This window comes from Candidatus Accumulibacter sp. ACC005 (assembly GCF_907163215.1).
GTDB classification, from domain to species: domain Bacteria; phylum Pseudomonadota; class Gammaproteobacteria; order Burkholderiales; family Rhodocyclaceae; genus Accumulibacter; species Accumulibacter regalis.
Genome location: NZ_CAJQUB010000008.1, coordinates 82,801 through 99,581 on the forward strand (window position 1 = coordinate 82,801; position 16,781 = coordinate 99,581).

Sequence of the window (16,781 nt, forward strand, 5' to 3'; positions counted from 1 at the left end):
CGGATTGGAGATTGGCAATGCCTGACTATCGTTCCCGCACCTCGACCCACGGTCGCAACATGGCTGGCGCGCGCGCCCTGTGGCGCGCAACGGGCATGAAGGATGGCGACTTCGGCAAGCCGATCGTCGCCGTCGTCAATTCGTTTACCCAGTTCGTCCCCGGCCACGTGCACCTCAAGGACATGGGCCAGCTGGTGGCCCGCGAGATCGAGGCTGCTGGCGGCATCGCCAAGGAGTTCAACACCATTGCCATCGACGATGGCATCGCCATGGGGCACGACGGAATGCTCTATTCGCTGCCCTCGCGCGACCTGATCGCCGACTCCGTCGAATACATGGTCAATGCCCACTGCGCCGACGCCATGGTGTGCATCTCGAACTGCGACAAGATAACCCCGGGGATGCTGATGGCGGCGATGCGGGTGAACATCCCGACGATCTTCGTCTCCGGCGGCCCGATGGAAGCCGGCAAGATAGATTGGGGTGGCAAGGTGATTGCCATCGACCTGGTTGACGCGATGGTCAAGGGCGGCGACAGCAATTGCTCAGACGAGGAGGTTGACTCCTTCGAGCGTTCGGCCTGTCCGACCTGCGGCTCGTGTTCCGGCATGTTCACCGCCAACTCGATGAACTGTCTGACCGAGGCGCTCGGCTTTTCCCTGCCCGGGAATGGGACCGTTCTTGCCACCCACGCCGACCGCAAGGGGCTTTTTCTCGAGGCGGGCCGGCAGATCGTCGAGCTCTGTCGCCGCTACTACGAGCGCGACGATGGCACGGTGCTGCCGCGTTCGATAGGCAGTTTCGAGGCTTTCGAGAACGCGATGACGCTCGACGTCTCGATGGGCGGGTCGACCAACACCGTGCTGCATATTCTGGCGGCGGCGCAGGAGGGCGGGGTGAACTTCACCATGGACGACATCGACCGTATTTCGCGCAAGGTGCCGTGTCTCGCCAAGGTGGCGCCGGCGACCCCTGACTACCATATCGAGGACGTTCACCGTGCCGGCGGAATTTTCGCCATTCTCGGCGAACTCGATCGCGCCGGATTGATCCATCGCCAGCAGCCGACGGTGCATGCCAGCACGCTCGGCGAGGCGATCGACCGCTGGGACGTGATTCGCAACCAGGACCCGGCGCTGAGCGAATTTTTCCGGGCTGCGCCCGGCGGCATCCCGACGCAGACTGCTTTCTCGCAGAACAGGCGTTATCCGGATCTCGACCTGGATCGCGCACAGGGCTGCATTCGCAACCGGGAGAACGCGTACTCGCAGGATGGTGGCCTGGCCGTACTTTATGGCAATCTGGCGATGGACGGCTGTATCGTGAAAACAGCCGGCGTTGACGAGAGCATCTGGGTGTTTACCGGCAAGGCGCGGGTTTTCGAAAGCCAGGACGATGCCGTGCAGGCGATTCTTGGCGACCAGGTCATTGCGGGCGAGGTGGTGGTCATTCGTTACGAAGGGCCAAGAGGCGGCCCGGGCATGCAGGAAATGCTCTATCCGACTTCCTACCTGAAATCGAAGGGACTCGGAAAGGCCTGCGCCCTGCTCACCGATGGCCGTTTTTCGGGCGGGACTTCCGGGCTGTCGATCGGGCACGCTTCGCCGGAGGCTGCTGAGGGCGGCGCGATAGCCCTGGTCGAAGAGGGTGACGTGATTGAGATCGACATTCCAGGTCGCCGCATTCATCTGGCCATAACGGAGAGCGAAATGGCCAGGCGCCGTGCCGAAATGGGGGCCCGCGGGGAGGCTTCCTGGCAACCGGCAAGCGTGCGCCAGCGGGTCGTTTCCAAGGCCTTGCAGGCGTATGCGCTGATGGCTACCTCGGCGGCCACCGGCGCTGTGCGTGACCTGGAGCGGCTGAAGAAACGGTGAGCCCGTGCTGCGCGCCGGCCCCGTGCGGCGGTCGGCAGGCGGCGGACCATCGTGTTCGCCGCCCGCCGTCATGGAGGCGGCGTGGCGGGTGCTGCGGTCAACGCTTTGCGCGGCCCGTGCGTTGAATGCTTTGTCGCACCTTCGTCCCGCGGCAAGGCCTTGAGCGACTGGCTCAAGAGGCTTTGCAAGTGGGCCAAACTGAAATAATATCGGTACGTTCCAAACCTTCATTCTGAACGGAGTAAGTGTATGAAAGCGATCTACGTGAGCCTGCTGGCTGCTGCCGGCGTGATGTCTGCTGGTGTGGTACAGGCCGATGAGGCACTGGCCAAGTCCAAGAACTGCCTGACCTGTCACCAGGTCGACAAGAAGGTCGTCGGTCCGGCATACAAGGACGTCGCCAACAAGTACACTGCCAAGGACGAGCCGATGCTCGCCGAAAAGATCATCAAGGGTGGCAAGGGCAACTGGGGCCCGGTGCCGATGCCGCCGAACAAGGTGACGCCCGACGAGGCCAACAAGCTGGCCAAGTGGATTTTGAGCTTGAAGTGATCGTCGCATGAAGGACAACCGGCCAAGCGCCGGTTTTCTTTTTTTGGCCGCCGCCAGGCAACCGATATGCATCTTGAAAGAGAATATGCATGTTGACAAGCGTCTGATGTGCTTGGACAATCGCCCGTTCGCTAGCCCATTAAGAACACAATATCGGAGATGAAACCTATGAACCAAGTGCGTATGCCCGGTGTATTGATAGCTCTGGCCGCGTCCGTGGCGCTGATTGGTTGCGGCAAGAAAGAAGAACCCAAAGCCGCTGCGCCGGTGGCGGCAGCCGCTGCGCCTGCGCCGGCGGAAGTGATCGTCAAGATTGGTCACGTTGCGCCGCTGACCGGCCCGATCGCCCACCTCGGCAAGGATAACGAGAACGGCGCTCGTCTGGCGGTTGATGACGCCAATGCGCAGAAGATCACCATCGACGGCAAGCTGGTCAAGTTCGAACTCCTCGGGGAGGACGATCAGGCCGACCCGAAAACCGGTACTGTCGTCGCCCAGAAGTTGGTGGACGCCAAGGTCGCCGGCGTCGTCGGTCACTTGAACTCGGGGACCACCATCCCCGCGTCCGCGATCTACAACCAGGCCGGCTTGCCGCAGATTTCGCCGTCGGCCACCAATCCGAAGTACACCCAGCAGGGCTTCAACACCGCGTTTCGCGTGATGGCCAACGACATCCAGCAGGGGTCGGTGATCGGTACTTACGCGGCGAAGGACCTGGGCGCCAAGACGATCGCCATCATTGACGACCGTACCGCGTACGGGCAGGGCTTGGCGGACGAGGTCGAGAAAGCGGCCAAGGCCAATGGTGCGAAAGTGGTCGCCCGCGAGTTCACCAACGACAAAGCCATCGACTTCAAGGCCATTCTCACCAAGATCAAGGCCACCAAGCCCGACGTGATCTTCCTCGGCGGCATGGACGCGGTCGGTGGTCCGATGCTCAAGCAGATGAAGGAACTCGGCATCAAGGCGCAGTTCACCACCGGTGACGGTGGTTGCTCGCCCGAGTTGATCAAGCTTGCCGGTGAGGCGTCGGAAGGCGTGATCTGTACCCAGGCCGGCCTGCCCGCCGACAAGCTCCCGAATGGTCAGAAGTTCCTCGCCGACTTCACCAGCAAGTATGGTCAGATCCAGATCTACTCGCCATACAGCTACGACGCCGTGATGGTCCTGGTCGACGCCATGAAACGCGCCAATTCGGTCGATCCCGTCAAGTATCTGCCGGAGGTGGGCAAGACCTCGTACGACGGGGTGACCGGCAAGGTCGAATTTGATGAGAAGGGCGACATCAAGAATGGCGCAATTACCGTCTTCGAGATCAAGGATGGCAAGCTGGTCACTCTGAAGAGTGAAGGCGGCGCCATGGCTGCCGCTGCGCCTGCAGCTGCTCCAGCCACGGAAGCCAAGCAGTAAACCGGCAACCGGCACCGAGGGGATGGCCGCTTTGCGCCATCCCCGCGCTTACCTGCATCCGCTCAGCATGAGCCGGGCCCTGCGCCCGCACGCCCGATTCCTGGCGCCATGAGTCGGACCCTGCGGTTCGCCCCACGCACCTTGTTGCGGAAAGCTCGACCATGGACACTCTCCTCCAGCAACTGATCAACGGCCTTACCCTCGGCGCGGTCTACGCGCTTGTCGCTCTCGGTTACACGATGGTCTACGGCATCATCGGCTTGATCAACTTCGCCCACGGCGAGGTGGTTATGATCGGCACGATGGTCGCTTTCACGGTCATTGTTTCTCTTGCGGGTTCCGGCATGCCGCCGCTAATGATCCTCGGCATCGGGCTGCTGATTTCGGTGGTCGTCTGCATGGCGCTTGGCTGGTCCCTGGAGCGAGTCGCTTATCGCCCTCTGCGCGGTGCGCCACGGTTGACCCCGCTGATCACCGCCATCGGCATGTCAATGGTCCTGCAGAACGTGGCGATGATCATCTGGGGCCGGAACTACATCACCTTTCCGCCGATGATCGAAAAGCACATTTTCCATGTCGGCGGGGCGACCTTCACCAACGTGCAGGTTGCCATCGTTACCCTTGCGGCGCTGGTAATGTTAGGCCTGATCTATCTGGTTCACCGCACACGCCTCGGCATGGCGATGCGCGCAACGGCGCAGAACCCGCAGGTGGCCTCGCTGATGGGCGTTGATATCAATCGTGTCATCGCCATGGCGTTCGTCATCGGTTCGGCGCTCGGTGCCGTTGCCGGCTGTATGGTCGGTTCATACTACGAGATTGCCCACTACCAGATGGGCTTCATGCTCGGGCTGAAGGCCTTTACGGCAGCCGTCCTCGGCGGCATCGGCAACCTCGCCGGCGCCATGGCCGGGGGTATCCTGCTCGGCGTGATCGAAGCGCTTGGTGCGGGCTACATCGGCCAGCTTACGGGCGACTTTCTTGGTAGCCACTACCAGGATATTTTTGCCTTCATTGTCCTGATCGTGGTGCTGATGTTTCGCCCCTCGGGTCTCTTTGGCGAGCGCACGGGAGATCGCGCATGAACGAACAGCTCAAGAAGGCCGCTCCCTGGCAGCGGCATTGGCTGGCAGTGGTGCTCATCGGCGTCGTCCTGCTCGCCGTTCCTTTCGTTGCTGCCCTTGGCGGCCAGGCGTGGGTACGCATCGCAAACTTCGCGATTCTTTATATCTTCCTGGCGCTGGGGCTGAATATCGTCGTCGGCTATGCGGGCTTGCTCGACCTCGGTTACGTTGCCTTCTACGCGGTCGGCGCCTACGTCTATGCCTTGCTGGCATCGCCACACTTCGGCTTGCACCTGCCCTTCTGGGTGATTCTGCCGCTCGGTGCCGCCATCGCCTGTCTCTTCGGGATGTTGCTCGGTGCGCCGACGCTGAAGTTGCGGGGTGACTACCTGGCCATCGTTACGCTCGGCTTTGGCGAGATCATCCGCATTTTCCTGAACAATCTGAATGCCCCGATCAATGTCACCAACGGGGCACAAGGGATTACCCTGATCGACCCGATCAGAATCGGTGATTTCTCGTTTGCCGACACGACCACGATTTTTGGCCTGGCCATCTCCGGGCCACAGAAGTACTACTTTCTGCTCGTCGCGCTGGCGATCATGGTGATCATCGTCAATATCCGCCTGCAGAATTCTCGCGTCGGTCGCGCCTGGCAAGCCATTCGCGAGGATGAGGTTGCCGCCAAGGCTTGCGGGATCAACACCCGCAACATCAAGCTGCTGGCTTTCGCCATGGGGGCGTCATTCGGTGGCGTCGCCGGCGGCGTGTTTTCGGCGATGCAGGGCTTCGTCAGCCCGGAGAGCTTTTCGCTGATGGAGTCGATCACCATCCTGGCGATGGTCGTTCTCGGCGGCATGGGGCATATCCCCGGCGTCATCCTCGGGGCCATCCTGCTGACCGCGCTTCCCGAGGTCCTGCGCTATGGCATCGAGCCGCTGCAGGATGCACTCTTCGGGCGCATGATTATCGATCCGGAAAGCTTGCGAATGCTCATCTTCGGCCTGTCGATGGTGCTCGTGATGCGCTTTCGGCCGGCAGGTCTGTGGCCCTCGCCACAACGCCGTCGCGAGCTTGCCGAGAGCGCGAATTGACCATGAGCGAACCCCAGATCCTGCTCCAGGCGCACGACGTGGCCAAGCATTTTGGCGGCGTCAAGGCCTTGCATGACGTCTCGCTGACGATTCGGCGGGGCGAGATCTACGGCCTGATCGGGCCCAACGGCGCGGGCAAGACGACATTCTTCAATTGCCTGACCGGGCTCTACAAGAACGAGAGCGGCCATTTCGTCTTTGACGGCGTGAAGCTGACCGCCGACGCCCCGCACAAGGCGGCGGAAGTGGGAATTGCGCGGACCTTTCAGAACATTCGCCTGTTCGGCAACATGACGGCGATTGAGAACGTGATGGTCGGACGGCATCTGCGTACCCATGCCGGCGTGCTTGGTGCGATCACTCGCAACCGGGCGACGATGGCCGAAGAGGCCGCGATTACTCGTCGTGCCGAGGAGCTCTTGCACTACGTCGGCATTCATGAACGCGCGCACGACCATGCCAAGAATCTCTCGTACGGCGACCAGCGCCGACTCGAGATTGCCCGTGCTCTGGCCACGGAACCGAAGTTGCTGGCGCTCGACGAGCCCGCTGCGGGGATGAACGGCACCGAAACCGAAGCCTTGCGCGTCCTTGTCGAAGGCATCTGCAAGGATGGCGTGACGGTCTTGCTGATCGAGCACGACGTCAAGCTGGTGATGGGCTTGTGCGGGCGGGTGGCAGTACTCGACTACGGCGAGAAGATCTGCGAGGACGTGCCAGCGGTGGTCCAGAAGGACCCTCGCGTCATCGAGGCCTATCTCGGCGGGTCGGTCGCTTGAACGAACGGACAAACAATGCTTGAAGTTACCGGATTGCGCGTTTCCTACGGTGGGATCCAGGCCGTTCGCGGCATCACCTTTCACGTCAACGAGGGTGAGATGGTCGCTCTGATCGGGGCCAATGGCGCCGGCAAGAGCAGTACCCTGCGCGCTTTGGCGAGATTGCTCGAGCCTGCGGGCGGCAGTGTTCGCTACCGCGGCAAGGAGCTTGTTTCCCTGCCGCCATATCAGCTGGTCGGCGAGGGCATTGCGCTGGTACCCGAGGGCAGAGGCGTCTTCCCGCGCATGAGCTGCCTGGAAAACCTGCGCATGGGTGCCTATGCACGCAACGACAAGGCCGAAATCGAACGCGATCTCGAGCATGTTCTAGGGCTCTTCCCGCGCCTCAAGGAGCGCGCACAGCAAACTGCCGGGACGCTTTCCGGTGGCGAGCAGCAGATGTTGGCCATCGGTCGAGCGCTGATGAGCAAACCCAAGCTGATGCTCCTCGACGAACCTTCGATGGGCCTCGCTCCGATCATGGTGCAGAAGATCTTCGAGGTCATCCGCACGGTGTCGCTGGAAGGCATGACCATTCTGCTCGTCGAGCAGAACGCCAAGTTGGCACTCGAAGTCAGTCAGCGCGGTTACGTCATGGAGAGCGGCGAAATCACGGTTACCGACGAGTCGAAGAAGCTGCTCGCCGACCCGAAGGTACGCGCCGCCTATCTCGGCGAGTAAGAAGGGTGGCCTTGCCGTCATCGCCACGACGAGGGTGGCGGCAGTTGCCCAGTACCCGTGCCGCCCCCTGCTGCTCTGCCTAGAACTCCATCGCCTCGGCGAATGCCTGTGCCTGTAGCTGCGCGCGATTGAACTGGTCCGCTGTCAGTCCGAGCATCGCCGCCTGCTCGGCGATGCGCTCGCCCTGGTCGCCTTCACTGCTCAGCGCCAGTTCGAGGAAGGGCTGATAGCGACCACCATTTCCCAGCAGGGCGTCACAGATCGGGTCTGGCAGGCGCATGGCATCGAGTGCCTGCTCCATGCTGACGCCGAGCAGCACGTCGAGCAGGGAGAAAGCCCCGGTGATGAAGAGGTTGTCGTACTCAGCCTTGTCGACCAGACCCGCGGAGAGCAACTCCATCAGCCGGCCGCGCAGCACCGCGGTGTACATCAATGCCGGCGCCATCGGGTCCTTGCTGGCGGTCGCCAGGAGCAGTGACAACCAGCGATTGAGCTTGTCGTAGCCGAGCATGTTGACCGCGTGGCGGAACGACTGAATCTCGCAGGACAGGCCAAAGCCTGCGGAGTTGATGTAACGCAGCAGCTTGTAGGACATCGCTACGTCGTGCTTGAGTGCGGCTTCGATGTCCCGAATCTCGCCGTTCTGGCGCACCAGGTTGAGCACCCGCACGATGTTCGTCTGCGCTGGATTGAGCGTCTTGGCCGGCTGCCTCGTCGGCGCCGTGAAGAACCATCCCGCAGCAGCGGTCATGCCGGCATCCATGCATGCCCGGAAGTCCTCGCTGGTCCTGACATCGAACGCGATGCCCATGCCATAGCTGCGGGTGCGCGCAGCGAGCAGTTTCAGCTGGGCAAGCGTGAACTGCTGGGCGTCAAAACCGATGAAGCGAAACGGTACGTCCACCGCCAGCGCCTTCGTTGCCTGCGCGTCAAAGAGCAGGCAGGCGGTCGGCTGCCAGGTTTGCAGGGCACCGATGAGGTCGGCTCCGTCGGCGTCGAGGAGCGCTGCGGCCGGTATTTCAATGGCTGCATTCTCGGGTGCCGACCAGTCCAGCAAGCCGGCGTCGATTTTTCTCGCTCCGCAACTGATGAACACCGATTTTTCGCTTCGCGTCCAGATGTCGTCAAGGGCAGTCGCGGCATCCTGCATGCTCTGATCCTCGCCGAGGTGTAGCGTCAAGCGGCTGGCGATGATCCTGCTCTGACGATTGAGCAGAGGCTGGCGGGACATGAAGACCTTATTCATAGGGGGTCGACCTTTCGGTCCGAAGGATGGAGGGTGTCGATCGCCGCGAGGGTGTCCGACGCAAAGTCGAAAGAGTCGGCAAAGAACTCTTCGGCTGGCAAGTGACAGCGGGTCAGGAAATCCTCCCTGGCGGCAGCGACCATCGCCGGCGACCCGCAAACGTAGGCTTGATGGCCGGAAAGGTCGGGATGGTCCGCCATCGCTGCCTGATGAACGAGGCCGTGGCGGCCATTCCAGTGTTCGTCTGCGGGCGCGTCGGAGAGCACCGGGACGAAGCGCAGGTTCGGATGCTGCGCAGGCCACTGTTGGGCGAGTTCCAGGAGGTAGAGGTCGGCGCTCTGCCGTCCACCCCAATAGACGGCCATCGGGCGCTCGTCGCCCTCCGCAATCGCCTGGTGAACGATGGCCTTGATCGGCGCAAAGCCGGTACCGCCGGCGACCAGGAGCATGGGTTTCGGCGAGTCGGAGCGCAGGAAGAAGCTGCCCTGCGGTCCACGCAGGCGGAGAAGATCTCTCTCCTTCATGGTGCTGAACACCTGCCCGGTGAACTGTCCGCCTGGCATGTGGCGGACATGCAATTCCAGGAAAGCGTCCTCGTGCGGCGCGTTGGCGATGGAAAATGCCCGCCGCTTACCTTCCCGGAGCAGGATATCCACATATTGCCCGGCGAGAAACTGCAGGCGATCGCTGGCCGGGAGTTTCAGTTTGATGATCATTACATCCGGGGCGGCGCGGGTGAGGCTGTGCACGCGGGCGGGCAGGGTCCTGATCGGAATGTCCTCGAGCGAACGAACCTCGCGGCTTTCGATGTCCAGGTCGCTGCGCGCCATGGCGCAGCAGAAGAGGGCATAGCCGGCGTCGCGGTCAGCCTCGCTGAGGACATCGAGGCCGGCCTTGCCATGTGTCACCTGGCCGCTCAGCACCTTGCCCCGACACGAGCCACAAACGCCATCGCGACAGCCGTAGGGAAGGCATAGCCCCTGGCGCAGTGCGGCGTCGAGGATCGTCTCCTCCGGCTGTGCCTGAAAACTGTGCTGGCTCGGCTGTACGCTGACCTGAAAACCCATTGCGTCTCCACTGCTGTACGAATCCGGTAAAATTGCGCGGTGCAAAAACTATTGATCGTCGGTTGTGGAGATGTTGCCCGCCGTCTGCTGCCACGGCTGCTTGGCCACTACCGCGTTTTCGCCCTGGTCCGCGACCCGGAGCAGGCCGCCTTCTGGCGCGACAAAGGTGCCCGACCGGTGCTTGCCGACCTCGATCGACGCGCCACGCTGCAGCGCATTGCCGGTCTGGCCGAGATCATCGTCCACCTGGCTCCGCCCGCCACGCTCAAGCCGACAGGTGGGACCGGCGACCGGCGCGATACACGCACCCGCTGGCTGCTTGCCGCACTTGCCAGCGGGATGAGTCTACCACAGCGGATCGTGTATATAAGCACCTCGGGTGTCTATGGTGACTGCTCCGGCGAACGCGTGGACGAGACGCGTGCGGTCTGCCCAGGCACTGCCCGCGCCCACCGCCGGGTTGACGCCGAGCGCCAGTTGCGAGCTTTCGGTCGGCGCGGGGTCGTCGTCAGCATCCTGCGTGTGCCCGGGATCTACGCCGCCGACCGTTTGCCGATCGAACGCCTGCGGCGCGGCGTCCCAGCGCTGCGCACGGCCGACGATGTCTATACCAACCACGTTCATGCCGACGATCTGGCGATGATCACCTGTGCCGCGCTGCGCCATGGGCGCAGCAACCGCAGCTACAACGCAAGCGATGATTCGGAGATCACCATGGGCGACTATTTTGATCTCGTTGCCGATCGTTTTGGTTATCCCCGGGTGCCCCGCCTGTCGCGTGGCGAGGCGCAGGAGCAGCTCTCGGCCCTGCAATTGTCGTTCATGAGTGAATCACGTCGGCTGCTCAACCAGCGGCTCAAGAAAGAGCTTCGTGTCAGGCTGCGCTATGCACGCGTCGAGGATGGCGTCGCAGCGGCGGCAAGGGAAAGGAAGAGTCAGTGCTCGTAGCCAAGGTTCTGCATCTGTGGATGGTCGTCAGCTGGTTCGCCGGTCTGTTCTACCTGCCGCGTATTTTTGTCAATCTGGCAATGGTCGATCCCGATAGCGAGAAGGAGCGCAAGCGTCTTTTGATGATGGCAGAGAAACTCTATCGTTTCATGACGCCGATCGGCTTTCTGGCGGTCGCTCTTGGTCTCTGGTTGTGGTTCGGCTACGGTTTTTCGGGCGGCTGGCTGCACGCCAAGACCGCGCTGGTCGGGTTGCTGATTGTTTATCACGCGTATTGTGGTCGCCTGTTGCAGGGTTTCAGGGATGGTCGCTGCAAACGTAGTCATGTCTGGTTCCGCTGGTTCAACGAAGTACCGGTGCTGTTGTTGCTGGCGGCGATCTACCTCGCCGTCCTGAAGCCTTTTTAGTCGGAGACAATCTTGGAAACCTTCTTTGCCAGCTGTCCGCGTGGTCTTGAGACCCTGCTCGCCGAAGATCTGGCGATGGCTGGCGCGTCTGATCTGAAGCAGATCTCCGGCGGCGTGCATTTTTTCGCCGAGTGGCCGGTTTGCTACCGGCTCAATCTCCATTCGCGGATTGCCACCCGCGTCCTCTGCCGCGTCGCGCACGCCCGCTACGCGAAGGAGGAAGACATCTACCAGTTGGCGCTCGAGACGGCATGGCCCAAGTGGTTCGTTCCGGAACAGACGATTCGGGTCGACGTCAATGCGGTGAAAAGCCCATTGAAGAGCATCGACTTTGTGACTCTGCGCATCAAGGACGCCATTTGCGATCGCTTTCGCCGTGACTTCGGCCGCCGGCCAAGCGTCGACACGCGCCAACCGGACGTGCGTATCCAGGGTTTCATCAGCAGCGACGAGTGCACGCTCTATCTGGACACCTCGGGTGCTCCGCTTTACCAGCGCGGTTTTCGCCAGAAGACCGTAGAAGCGCCGTTGCGCGAAAACCTGGCGGCGGGCATCCTGCGCCTCAGTGGCTGGCAGCCGGGCATCCCGCTGCTTGACCCGATGTGTGGCAGCGGCACTTTTCTGCTCGAGGCCGCCCAGATTGCGCTCGGCCTGGCGCCGGGCGCCAGGCGAGATTTCGCTTTCCAGAATCTGCTCAATTTCGATGCCGCGGCCTGGCAAGCGCTGCACGATGCAGCGCGGGCCGGCGAGAAACCGGTTGTCGATGCACGGATCTTCGGCAGCGACGTCTCGCCGGTGGCGGTGCGCGCTGCGCTGGCCAACCTCGACCGTGCCGGGCTGCTGCCCGCGGTCAGCCTGCGTTCGGGAGATCTGCTCGCCATCGACGCACCGGCGAGCAGCGGGATAATGGTCAGCAACCCGCCTTACGGCGAGCGGGTATCCAGCGATGACGAACTGGCCGCCTTCTACCCCTTGCTCGGCCAGGCGCTCAAGCAACGCTTCGCGGGCTGGACCTGTTACCTGATCAGCGCCGACACGCGCCTGCCGAAAATGGTGCGCCTGACACCCAGCAAGAAGACGCCGCTGTTCAACGGTGCGCTTGACTGCCGCCTGTACGAATTCAGGATGGTCGCCGGCAGTAACCGCGGCAAGAGCGGGGCAACCCCCGCGTAGGGTCGATTGCTTGCGCTCGTGCAAGCATGCCTGCGCCGGCGCTCGCGGCACACTGGCTGTGCCGCCGCCGCGGCTGCGCAGCGTCGCTGCGGGCGGAAGCGGCTCTAGACGATGTCCAGGTGGCCGATGCCGGCGGTGAGGTCTCGATCGTGCGACTCCTTGCCGTGCAGCTTGATTTGCAGGCGCAGGTCGTTGAGCGAGTCGGCGTTGCGCAAGGCGTCCTGGTAGTTGATCTGACCGGCCTCGTAAAGGTCGAAAAGCGCCTGGTCGAAGGTCTGCATGCCAAGCTCGCGCGAGCGCTTCATGACGTCCTTGATCTCGTGCACCTGTCCCTTGAAGATCAGGTCCGAAATCAGCGGTGAATTGAGCAGCACCTCGATCGCCGGCACCCGTCCCTTGCCGTCCTTCTTCGGCAGCAGGCGCTGCGAAATCAGGGCGCGCAGGTTCAGGGAAAGGTCCATCAGCAACTGGTGGCGACGTTCTTCGGGGAAGAAGTTGATGATCCGGTCCAGCGCCTGGTTGCTGCTGTTGGCGTGCAGCGTCGCCAGGCACAGATGGCCCGTTTCGGCGAAAGCGACGGCGTAGTCCATCGTCGCCCGGTCTCTGATCTCGCCCATCATGATCACGTTCGGCGCCTGGCGCAGGGTGTTCTTCAGCGCGATTTCCCAGGAGTCGGTGTCGACGCCGATTTCGCGCTGCGTGATGATGCACTTCTTGTGTTCGTGCACGAACTCGATGGGGTCTTCGATGGTGATGATGTGGCCATGACTGTTGCGGTTGCGGTGATCAAGCAGCGCGGCCAGTGAAGTCGTCTTGCCGGTGCCGGTGCCGCCGACGAAGATCACCAGGCCGCGGCTGGTCAGCGAGAGGTCCTTGAGTACCGCTGGCAACGCCAGTTCGTCCAGCGTCGGAACCACCAGGTTGATCGTTCGGCAGACCACCGCGACCCGCCCCTGTTGCACCAGGGCATTGACCCGAAAGCGGCCGATGCCCGACGGTGAAATGGCAAAGTTGCATTCCTTCTTCTCTTCGAATTCGGTCGCTTGCCGATCGTTCATGATCGAGCGTGCGAGCTCGGCGGAATGCTGCGGCAGTAGCGGCTGATTGGATACCGGCATCACCTTGCCGTCGATCTTGATTGCCGGCGGGAAATGCGCGGTGATGAACAGGTCGGAACCGTTCTTCTGCGTCATCAGCCGTAGCAGTTCGTGCATGAACTTCAGCGCTTGATCGTGCTCCATGCTTATTCTCCTGCTCGCGAAGCGGGCTTAGACGCTGGGGAAGGTGTCTTTGTTGGCGGCCTTGGTCTTGGCTTCCACCGCCGACACGATGTTGCGGCGCACGAGTTCGACCAGATTCTGGTCCAGCGTCTGCATTCCATGCTGCTGCCCTGTCTGCAGCGCGGAGTACATCTGGGCGACCTTGTTCTCCCGGATCAGGTTGCGGATTGCCGGCGTGCCGAGCATGATTTCGTGCGCGGCGACCCGTCCCTGGCCATCCTTGCTCTTGAGCAGAGTTTGCGAGATGACCGCGCGCAGCGACTCGGAGAGCATCGAACGCACCATTTCCTTTTCGGCTGCCGGGAACACGTCGACGATCCGGTCGATGGTCTTCGCCGCACTCGAGGTGTGCAGAGTGGCGAATACCAGGTGTCCCGTTTCGGCGCCCGAGAGTGCCAGGCGGATGGTTTCCAGATCGCGCATTTCACCAACCAGGATGACGTCCGGGTCCTCGCGCAGCGCCGCGCGCAGCGCATTCTGGAATGACAGCGTATGCGGTCCAACTTCGCGTTGGTTGATCAGGCACTTCTTCGACTGGTGAACGAATTCGATCGGATCCTCGACGGTCAGGATGTGCCCGTACATGTTCTCATTGACATGGTTGACCATCGCCGCCAGGGTGGTCGACTTGCCTGAGCCGGTAGGTCCGGTGACCAGTACGATGCCGCGGGGAAATTCGGAGATGGTCTTGAAGATCTTCGGACAGTTGAGTTCCTCGAGGCTCAGCACTTTCGACGGAATCGTCCGAAAGACAGCGCTGGCGCCACGGTTCTGCACGAACGCATTGACCCGAAAGCGCGCCAGATTGGGGATCTCGAAGGAAAAATCGCATTCCAGGGTGTCTTCGTACTGCTTGCGCTGGCCGTCGCTCATGATGTCATAGACCCTGGCGTGCACGTCCTTGTGCTCCATGGCCGGCAGGTTGATGCGCCGCACGTCGCCGTTGACGCGGATCATTGGCGGCAGGCCCGATGACAGGTGGAGGTCGGAAGCCTTGTTCTTGACGCTGAAGGCCAGCAGTTCGGTGATGTCCATCAGGTTCGGTCCTCGGGCGGTGGGCAGGGCGCGGTGCTATACTCGGGGCAACCTGCGTAGCGCCCGATTATGACCTCACTCTCCGCCAAGCTGCAAGCCGTTCTCGCGCAAATCGCCGGCGCGGCACGGCAATGCGGACGTGACCCGGGGGATGTTCGCCTGGTCGCGGTCAGCAAGACCTGGCCTGTCGCGTGCATTCGCGAGGTGGCGCTTGCCGGGCAGACTTCCTTCGGCGAGAGCTTTGTCCAGGAAGCCCTCGATAAGATGGATCAGCTCCGTTCCCTGGCGCTGGACTGGCATTTCATCGGTTCGCTGCAGAGCAACAAGACCCGTTTGCTTGCCGAGAATTTCAACTGGGTGCATTCTATCGACCGCTTGCGGATTGCCGAACGTCTTGCCGAACAAAGACCTGCGTCGCTGCCGCCGCTGTCGGTCTGTGTGCAGGTGAACGTCAGCGGCGAGGCCAGCAAAGGTGGGGTTTCGCCTGCCGACGTGCCGGCGCTGGCGCAGGCAGTTGCTGCGCTGCCAAATTTGCGCTTGCGCGGTCTGATGGCCGTTCCCGCGCGCAGTGACGCCTTTCTCGAACAGCGTCGCCCGTTCCGCCTGTTGCGCCAGCTGTTCGAGCAGCTGCAGGCCGACGGCCTGGTGCTTGATACCCTTTCGATGGGTATGTCGCACGATCTTGACGCGGCGATCGCCGAGGGGGCGACCGTGGTGCGTGTGGGTAGCGCGATTTTTGGTGAGAGACACAAAGCATGAGAATTACTTTCCTGGGTGGCGGCAACATGGCCAGCGCCCTGATCGGTGGCCTGGTGAAAACCGGATTTTCGGCTGCCGACATTGCGGTGATCGAGGTCGGTGCGCAGGGGCGTGCCAAGCTTCGCCTGATGTACGGGGTGCGCTGTTACGAGGCGCCGACTGCCGCCGCGCTCGACTGCGATGCGCTGCTGCTATCGGTAAAGCCGCAGCAGATGCACGATGCCTGTGCGTCGCTTCCCAAGCGCCTCAAGCAGCAACTCGTCATCAGTATCGCGGCCGGCTTGCGCCTGGCAGACATCGCCCGCTGGCTCGACGGCTATGCCAAGATCGTGCGCGCGATGCCCAATACCCCGGCGCTGATCGGTGCCGGCATCACCGGGCTGTGCGCCTTGCCTGCGGTATCGATGGCCGAGCGGCTCGGTGCCGAGCGCATCCTGCAGGCCGTGGGCAGTACCCTGTGGGTCGCCGATGAGGCGCAAATGGACGCCGTGACCGCGGTCTCGGGCAGCGGCCCGGCGTATGTCTTCCTGTTCATCGAGACCTTGCAGCAGGCGGGGACCGAACTGGGTCTGACGCCACTGCAGGCGCGCCAGCTGGCGATAGAAACGGTACTCGGCGCCGCCAAGCTGGCCGTGCAGTCCGATGAAGCCGCTGCCGTTTTGCGTGAACGCGTCACCTCGAAAGGCGGAACGACCGAAGCCGCGCTGCAAATGATGGAAGAGCGTGGCGTCAGGGAAGGCTTCATCGCTGGCGTGCAGGCGGCCAACGCCCGCAGTCGTGAATTGGGCGAGCTGCTGGGAAAGGATAGCTGATGGCGGCACAAGCGGTTTTGTTTCTGCTCCAGGTGGTGACCGGGTTCCTGAGCTTTGCCCTGCTGCTGCGTTTCTACATGCAGGCTTTCCGGGTGTCGTTCAACAACCAGGTGGGTACTTTCGTCGTCGACCTGACCAACTGGCTGGTCAAGCCCTTGCGCAAGGCGCTGCCCGGCCTGTGGGGACTCGATCTGGCGAGCCTGCTGCCCGCGTATCTGCTCCAGGTCGTTCTTGCCGTCGCCGTCGTTTCCCTGCACGGTGGCAGCGAAGCCTGGTCACCGCTGAGCCTGTGGCCTGTACTGCTGTGGCAGGGCGTGCTGGCGACCCTGCGCATGAGCATCTACCTGCTGATCGCTGCGCTGGTTGTGCAGGCCGTGCTCTCGTGGGTCAGTCCGTATTCTCCTTTGACCCAGCCGGTCGGGCAGCTGACCCGGCCCTTCCTGAGTCCCATCCAGCGTCTCGTTCCACGCATCGGCGCGGTCGATCTGTCGCCGTTTATCGCCATTGTCCTGGCGCAGCTGGTCCTCATGTTTCTGTAAGCCGTGGCCGACTGGCTACATG

17 protein-coding genes are annotated in these 16,781 nt (G+C 62.4%); 13 read left to right on the plus strand and 4 right to left on the minus strand.

Translation table 11 applies throughout. From position 1 onward, the window contains the following. Positions 1-17 precede the first annotated feature (17 nt). The 7 genes from ilvD (at position 18) to QZ613_RS10570 (ending at position 7,493) form a co-directional block, all read left to right on the plus strand. Complete coding sequence (gene ilvD / locus QZ613_RS10540) at positions 18-1,874, plus strand: dihydroxy-acid dehydratase (protein ID WP_291982327.1); 1,857 nt, start codon at positions 18-20, stop codon at positions 1,872-1,874. A gap of 249 nt (positions 1,875-2,123) precedes the next feature. Continuing rightward, the gene (locus QZ613_RS10545; protein ID WP_291982330.1) at positions 2,124-2,426 is read left to right on the plus strand and encodes a c-type cytochrome; all 303 of its coding nucleotides are present in this window, start codon (positions 2,124-2,126) and stop codon (positions 2,424-2,426) included. 168 nt (positions 2,427-2,594) lie between these two features. Continuing rightward, positions 2,595-3,836 (plus strand): branched-chain amino acid ABC transporter substrate-binding protein, encoded by a 1,242-nt coding sequence (locus QZ613_RS10550; RefSeq protein WP_291982332.1) that lies wholly within the window; start codon positions 2,595-2,597, stop codon positions 3,834-3,836. Positions 3,837-3,997: 161 nt separating this feature from the next. Continuing rightward, complete coding sequence (locus QZ613_RS10555) at positions 3,998-4,921, plus strand: branched-chain amino acid ABC transporter permease (RefSeq protein ID WP_291982335.1); 924 nt, start codon at positions 3,998-4,000, stop codon at positions 4,919-4,921. Next, positions 4,918-5,994: an ABC transporter ATP-binding protein gene (locus tag QZ613_RS10560; protein ID WP_291863539.1), complete on the plus strand. Its 1,077-nt coding sequence runs from the start codon at positions 4,918-4,920 to the stop codon at positions 5,992-5,994. The genes QZ613_RS10555 and QZ613_RS10560 overlap by 4 nt, the downstream gene beginning before the upstream one ends. Before the next feature lie 2 nt (positions 5,995-5,996). Further along, a complete protein-coding gene (locus QZ613_RS10565) occupies positions 5,997-6,773 on the plus strand; it encodes an ABC transporter ATP-binding protein (protein ID WP_043563224.1) in 777 nt (258 codons plus the stop codon). A 15-nt stretch (positions 6,774-6,788) separates the two neighbouring features. After that, a complete protein-coding gene (locus QZ613_RS10570; protein WP_043563225.1) occupies positions 6,789-7,493 on the plus strand; it encodes an ABC transporter ATP-binding protein in 705 nt (234 codons plus the stop codon). Positions 7,494-7,572: 79 nt separating this feature from the next. On the opposite strand, the gene QZ613_RS10575 is transcribed toward QZ613_RS10570, so the two are convergent. Both QZ613_RS10575 and QZ613_RS10580 read right to left on the minus strand, forming a co-directional pair. Then, positions 7,573-8,739 carry an HDOD domain-containing protein gene (locus QZ613_RS10575; RefSeq protein WP_291982337.1) on the minus strand — a complete coding sequence of 389 codons (1,167 nt, stop codon included), beginning with the start codon at positions 8,737-8,739 and terminating at the stop codon, positions 7,573-7,575. Then, entirely contained in the window at positions 8,736-9,806 is a 1,071-nt protein-coding gene (locus tag QZ613_RS10580) for a CDP-6-deoxy-delta-3,4-glucoseen reductase (protein ID WP_291982339.1), read from the minus strand. The genes QZ613_RS10575 and QZ613_RS10580 overlap by 4 nt, the downstream gene beginning before the upstream one ends. 39 nt (positions 9,807-9,845) lie before the next feature. Between QZ613_RS10580 and QZ613_RS10585 the strand changes: the two genes are divergently transcribed. The 3 genes from QZ613_RS10585 to QZ613_RS10595 are packed head-to-tail and all read left to right on the plus strand — an operon-like array spanning position 9,846 to position 12,334. Further along, entirely contained in the window at positions 9,846-10,754 is a 909-nt protein-coding gene (locus tag QZ613_RS10585) for an NAD-dependent epimerase/dehydratase family protein (protein ID WP_291982341.1), read from the plus strand. After that, complete coding sequence (locus QZ613_RS10590; RefSeq protein WP_291982343.1) at positions 10,745-11,161, plus strand: CopD family protein; 417 nt, start codon at positions 10,745-10,747, stop codon at positions 11,159-11,161. The genes QZ613_RS10585 and QZ613_RS10590 overlap by 10 nt, the downstream gene beginning before the upstream one ends. Positions 11,162-11,170: 9 nt before the next feature. Then, positions 11,171-12,334, plus strand: a complete 1,164-nt coding sequence (locus QZ613_RS10595) for a THUMP domain-containing protein (RefSeq protein WP_291982426.1) — start codon at positions 11,171-11,173, stop codon at positions 12,332-12,334. Positions 12,335-12,438: 104 nt separating this feature from the next. Here QZ613_RS10595 and QZ613_RS10600 read toward each other — a convergent pair whose 3' ends face one another. Beyond that, positions 12,439-13,575, minus strand: a complete 1,137-nt coding sequence (locus QZ613_RS10600; RefSeq protein WP_291863528.1) for a PilT/PilU family type 4a pilus ATPase — start codon at positions 13,573-13,575, stop codon at positions 12,439-12,441. Positions 13,576-13,602: 27 nt separating this feature from the next. After that, positions 13,603-14,649 (minus strand): type IV pilus twitching motility protein PilT, encoded by a 1,047-nt coding sequence (locus QZ613_RS10605; RefSeq protein ID WP_043563236.1) that lies wholly within the window; start codon positions 14,647-14,649, stop codon positions 13,603-13,605. Positions 14,650-14,718: 69 nt separating this feature from the next. Between QZ613_RS10605 and QZ613_RS10610 the strand changes: the two genes are divergently transcribed. Genes QZ613_RS10610 through QZ613_RS10620 form a run of 3 tightly spaced genes read left to right on the plus strand, consistent with a single transcriptional unit; the run spans position 14,719 to position 16,759 of the window. Beyond that, positions 14,719-15,408 carry a YggS family pyridoxal phosphate-dependent enzyme gene (locus tag QZ613_RS10610; protein ID WP_043563240.1) on the plus strand — a complete coding sequence of 230 codons (690 nt, stop codon included), beginning with the start codon at positions 14,719-14,721 and terminating at the stop codon, positions 15,406-15,408. After that, complete coding sequence (gene proC, locus QZ613_RS10615; protein ID WP_043563242.1) at positions 15,405-16,220, plus strand: pyrroline-5-carboxylate reductase; 816 nt, start codon at positions 15,405-15,407, stop codon at positions 16,218-16,220. Before QZ613_RS10610 ends, proC begins: the two co-directional genes overlap by 4 nt. Next, the gene (locus QZ613_RS10620; protein WP_043563243.1) at positions 16,220-16,759 is read left to right on the plus strand and encodes a YggT family protein; all 540 of its coding nucleotides are present in this window, start codon (positions 16,220-16,222) and stop codon (positions 16,757-16,759) included. Before proC ends, QZ613_RS10620 begins: the two co-directional genes overlap by 1 nt. Positions 16,760-16,781: the final 22 nt, after the last annotated feature.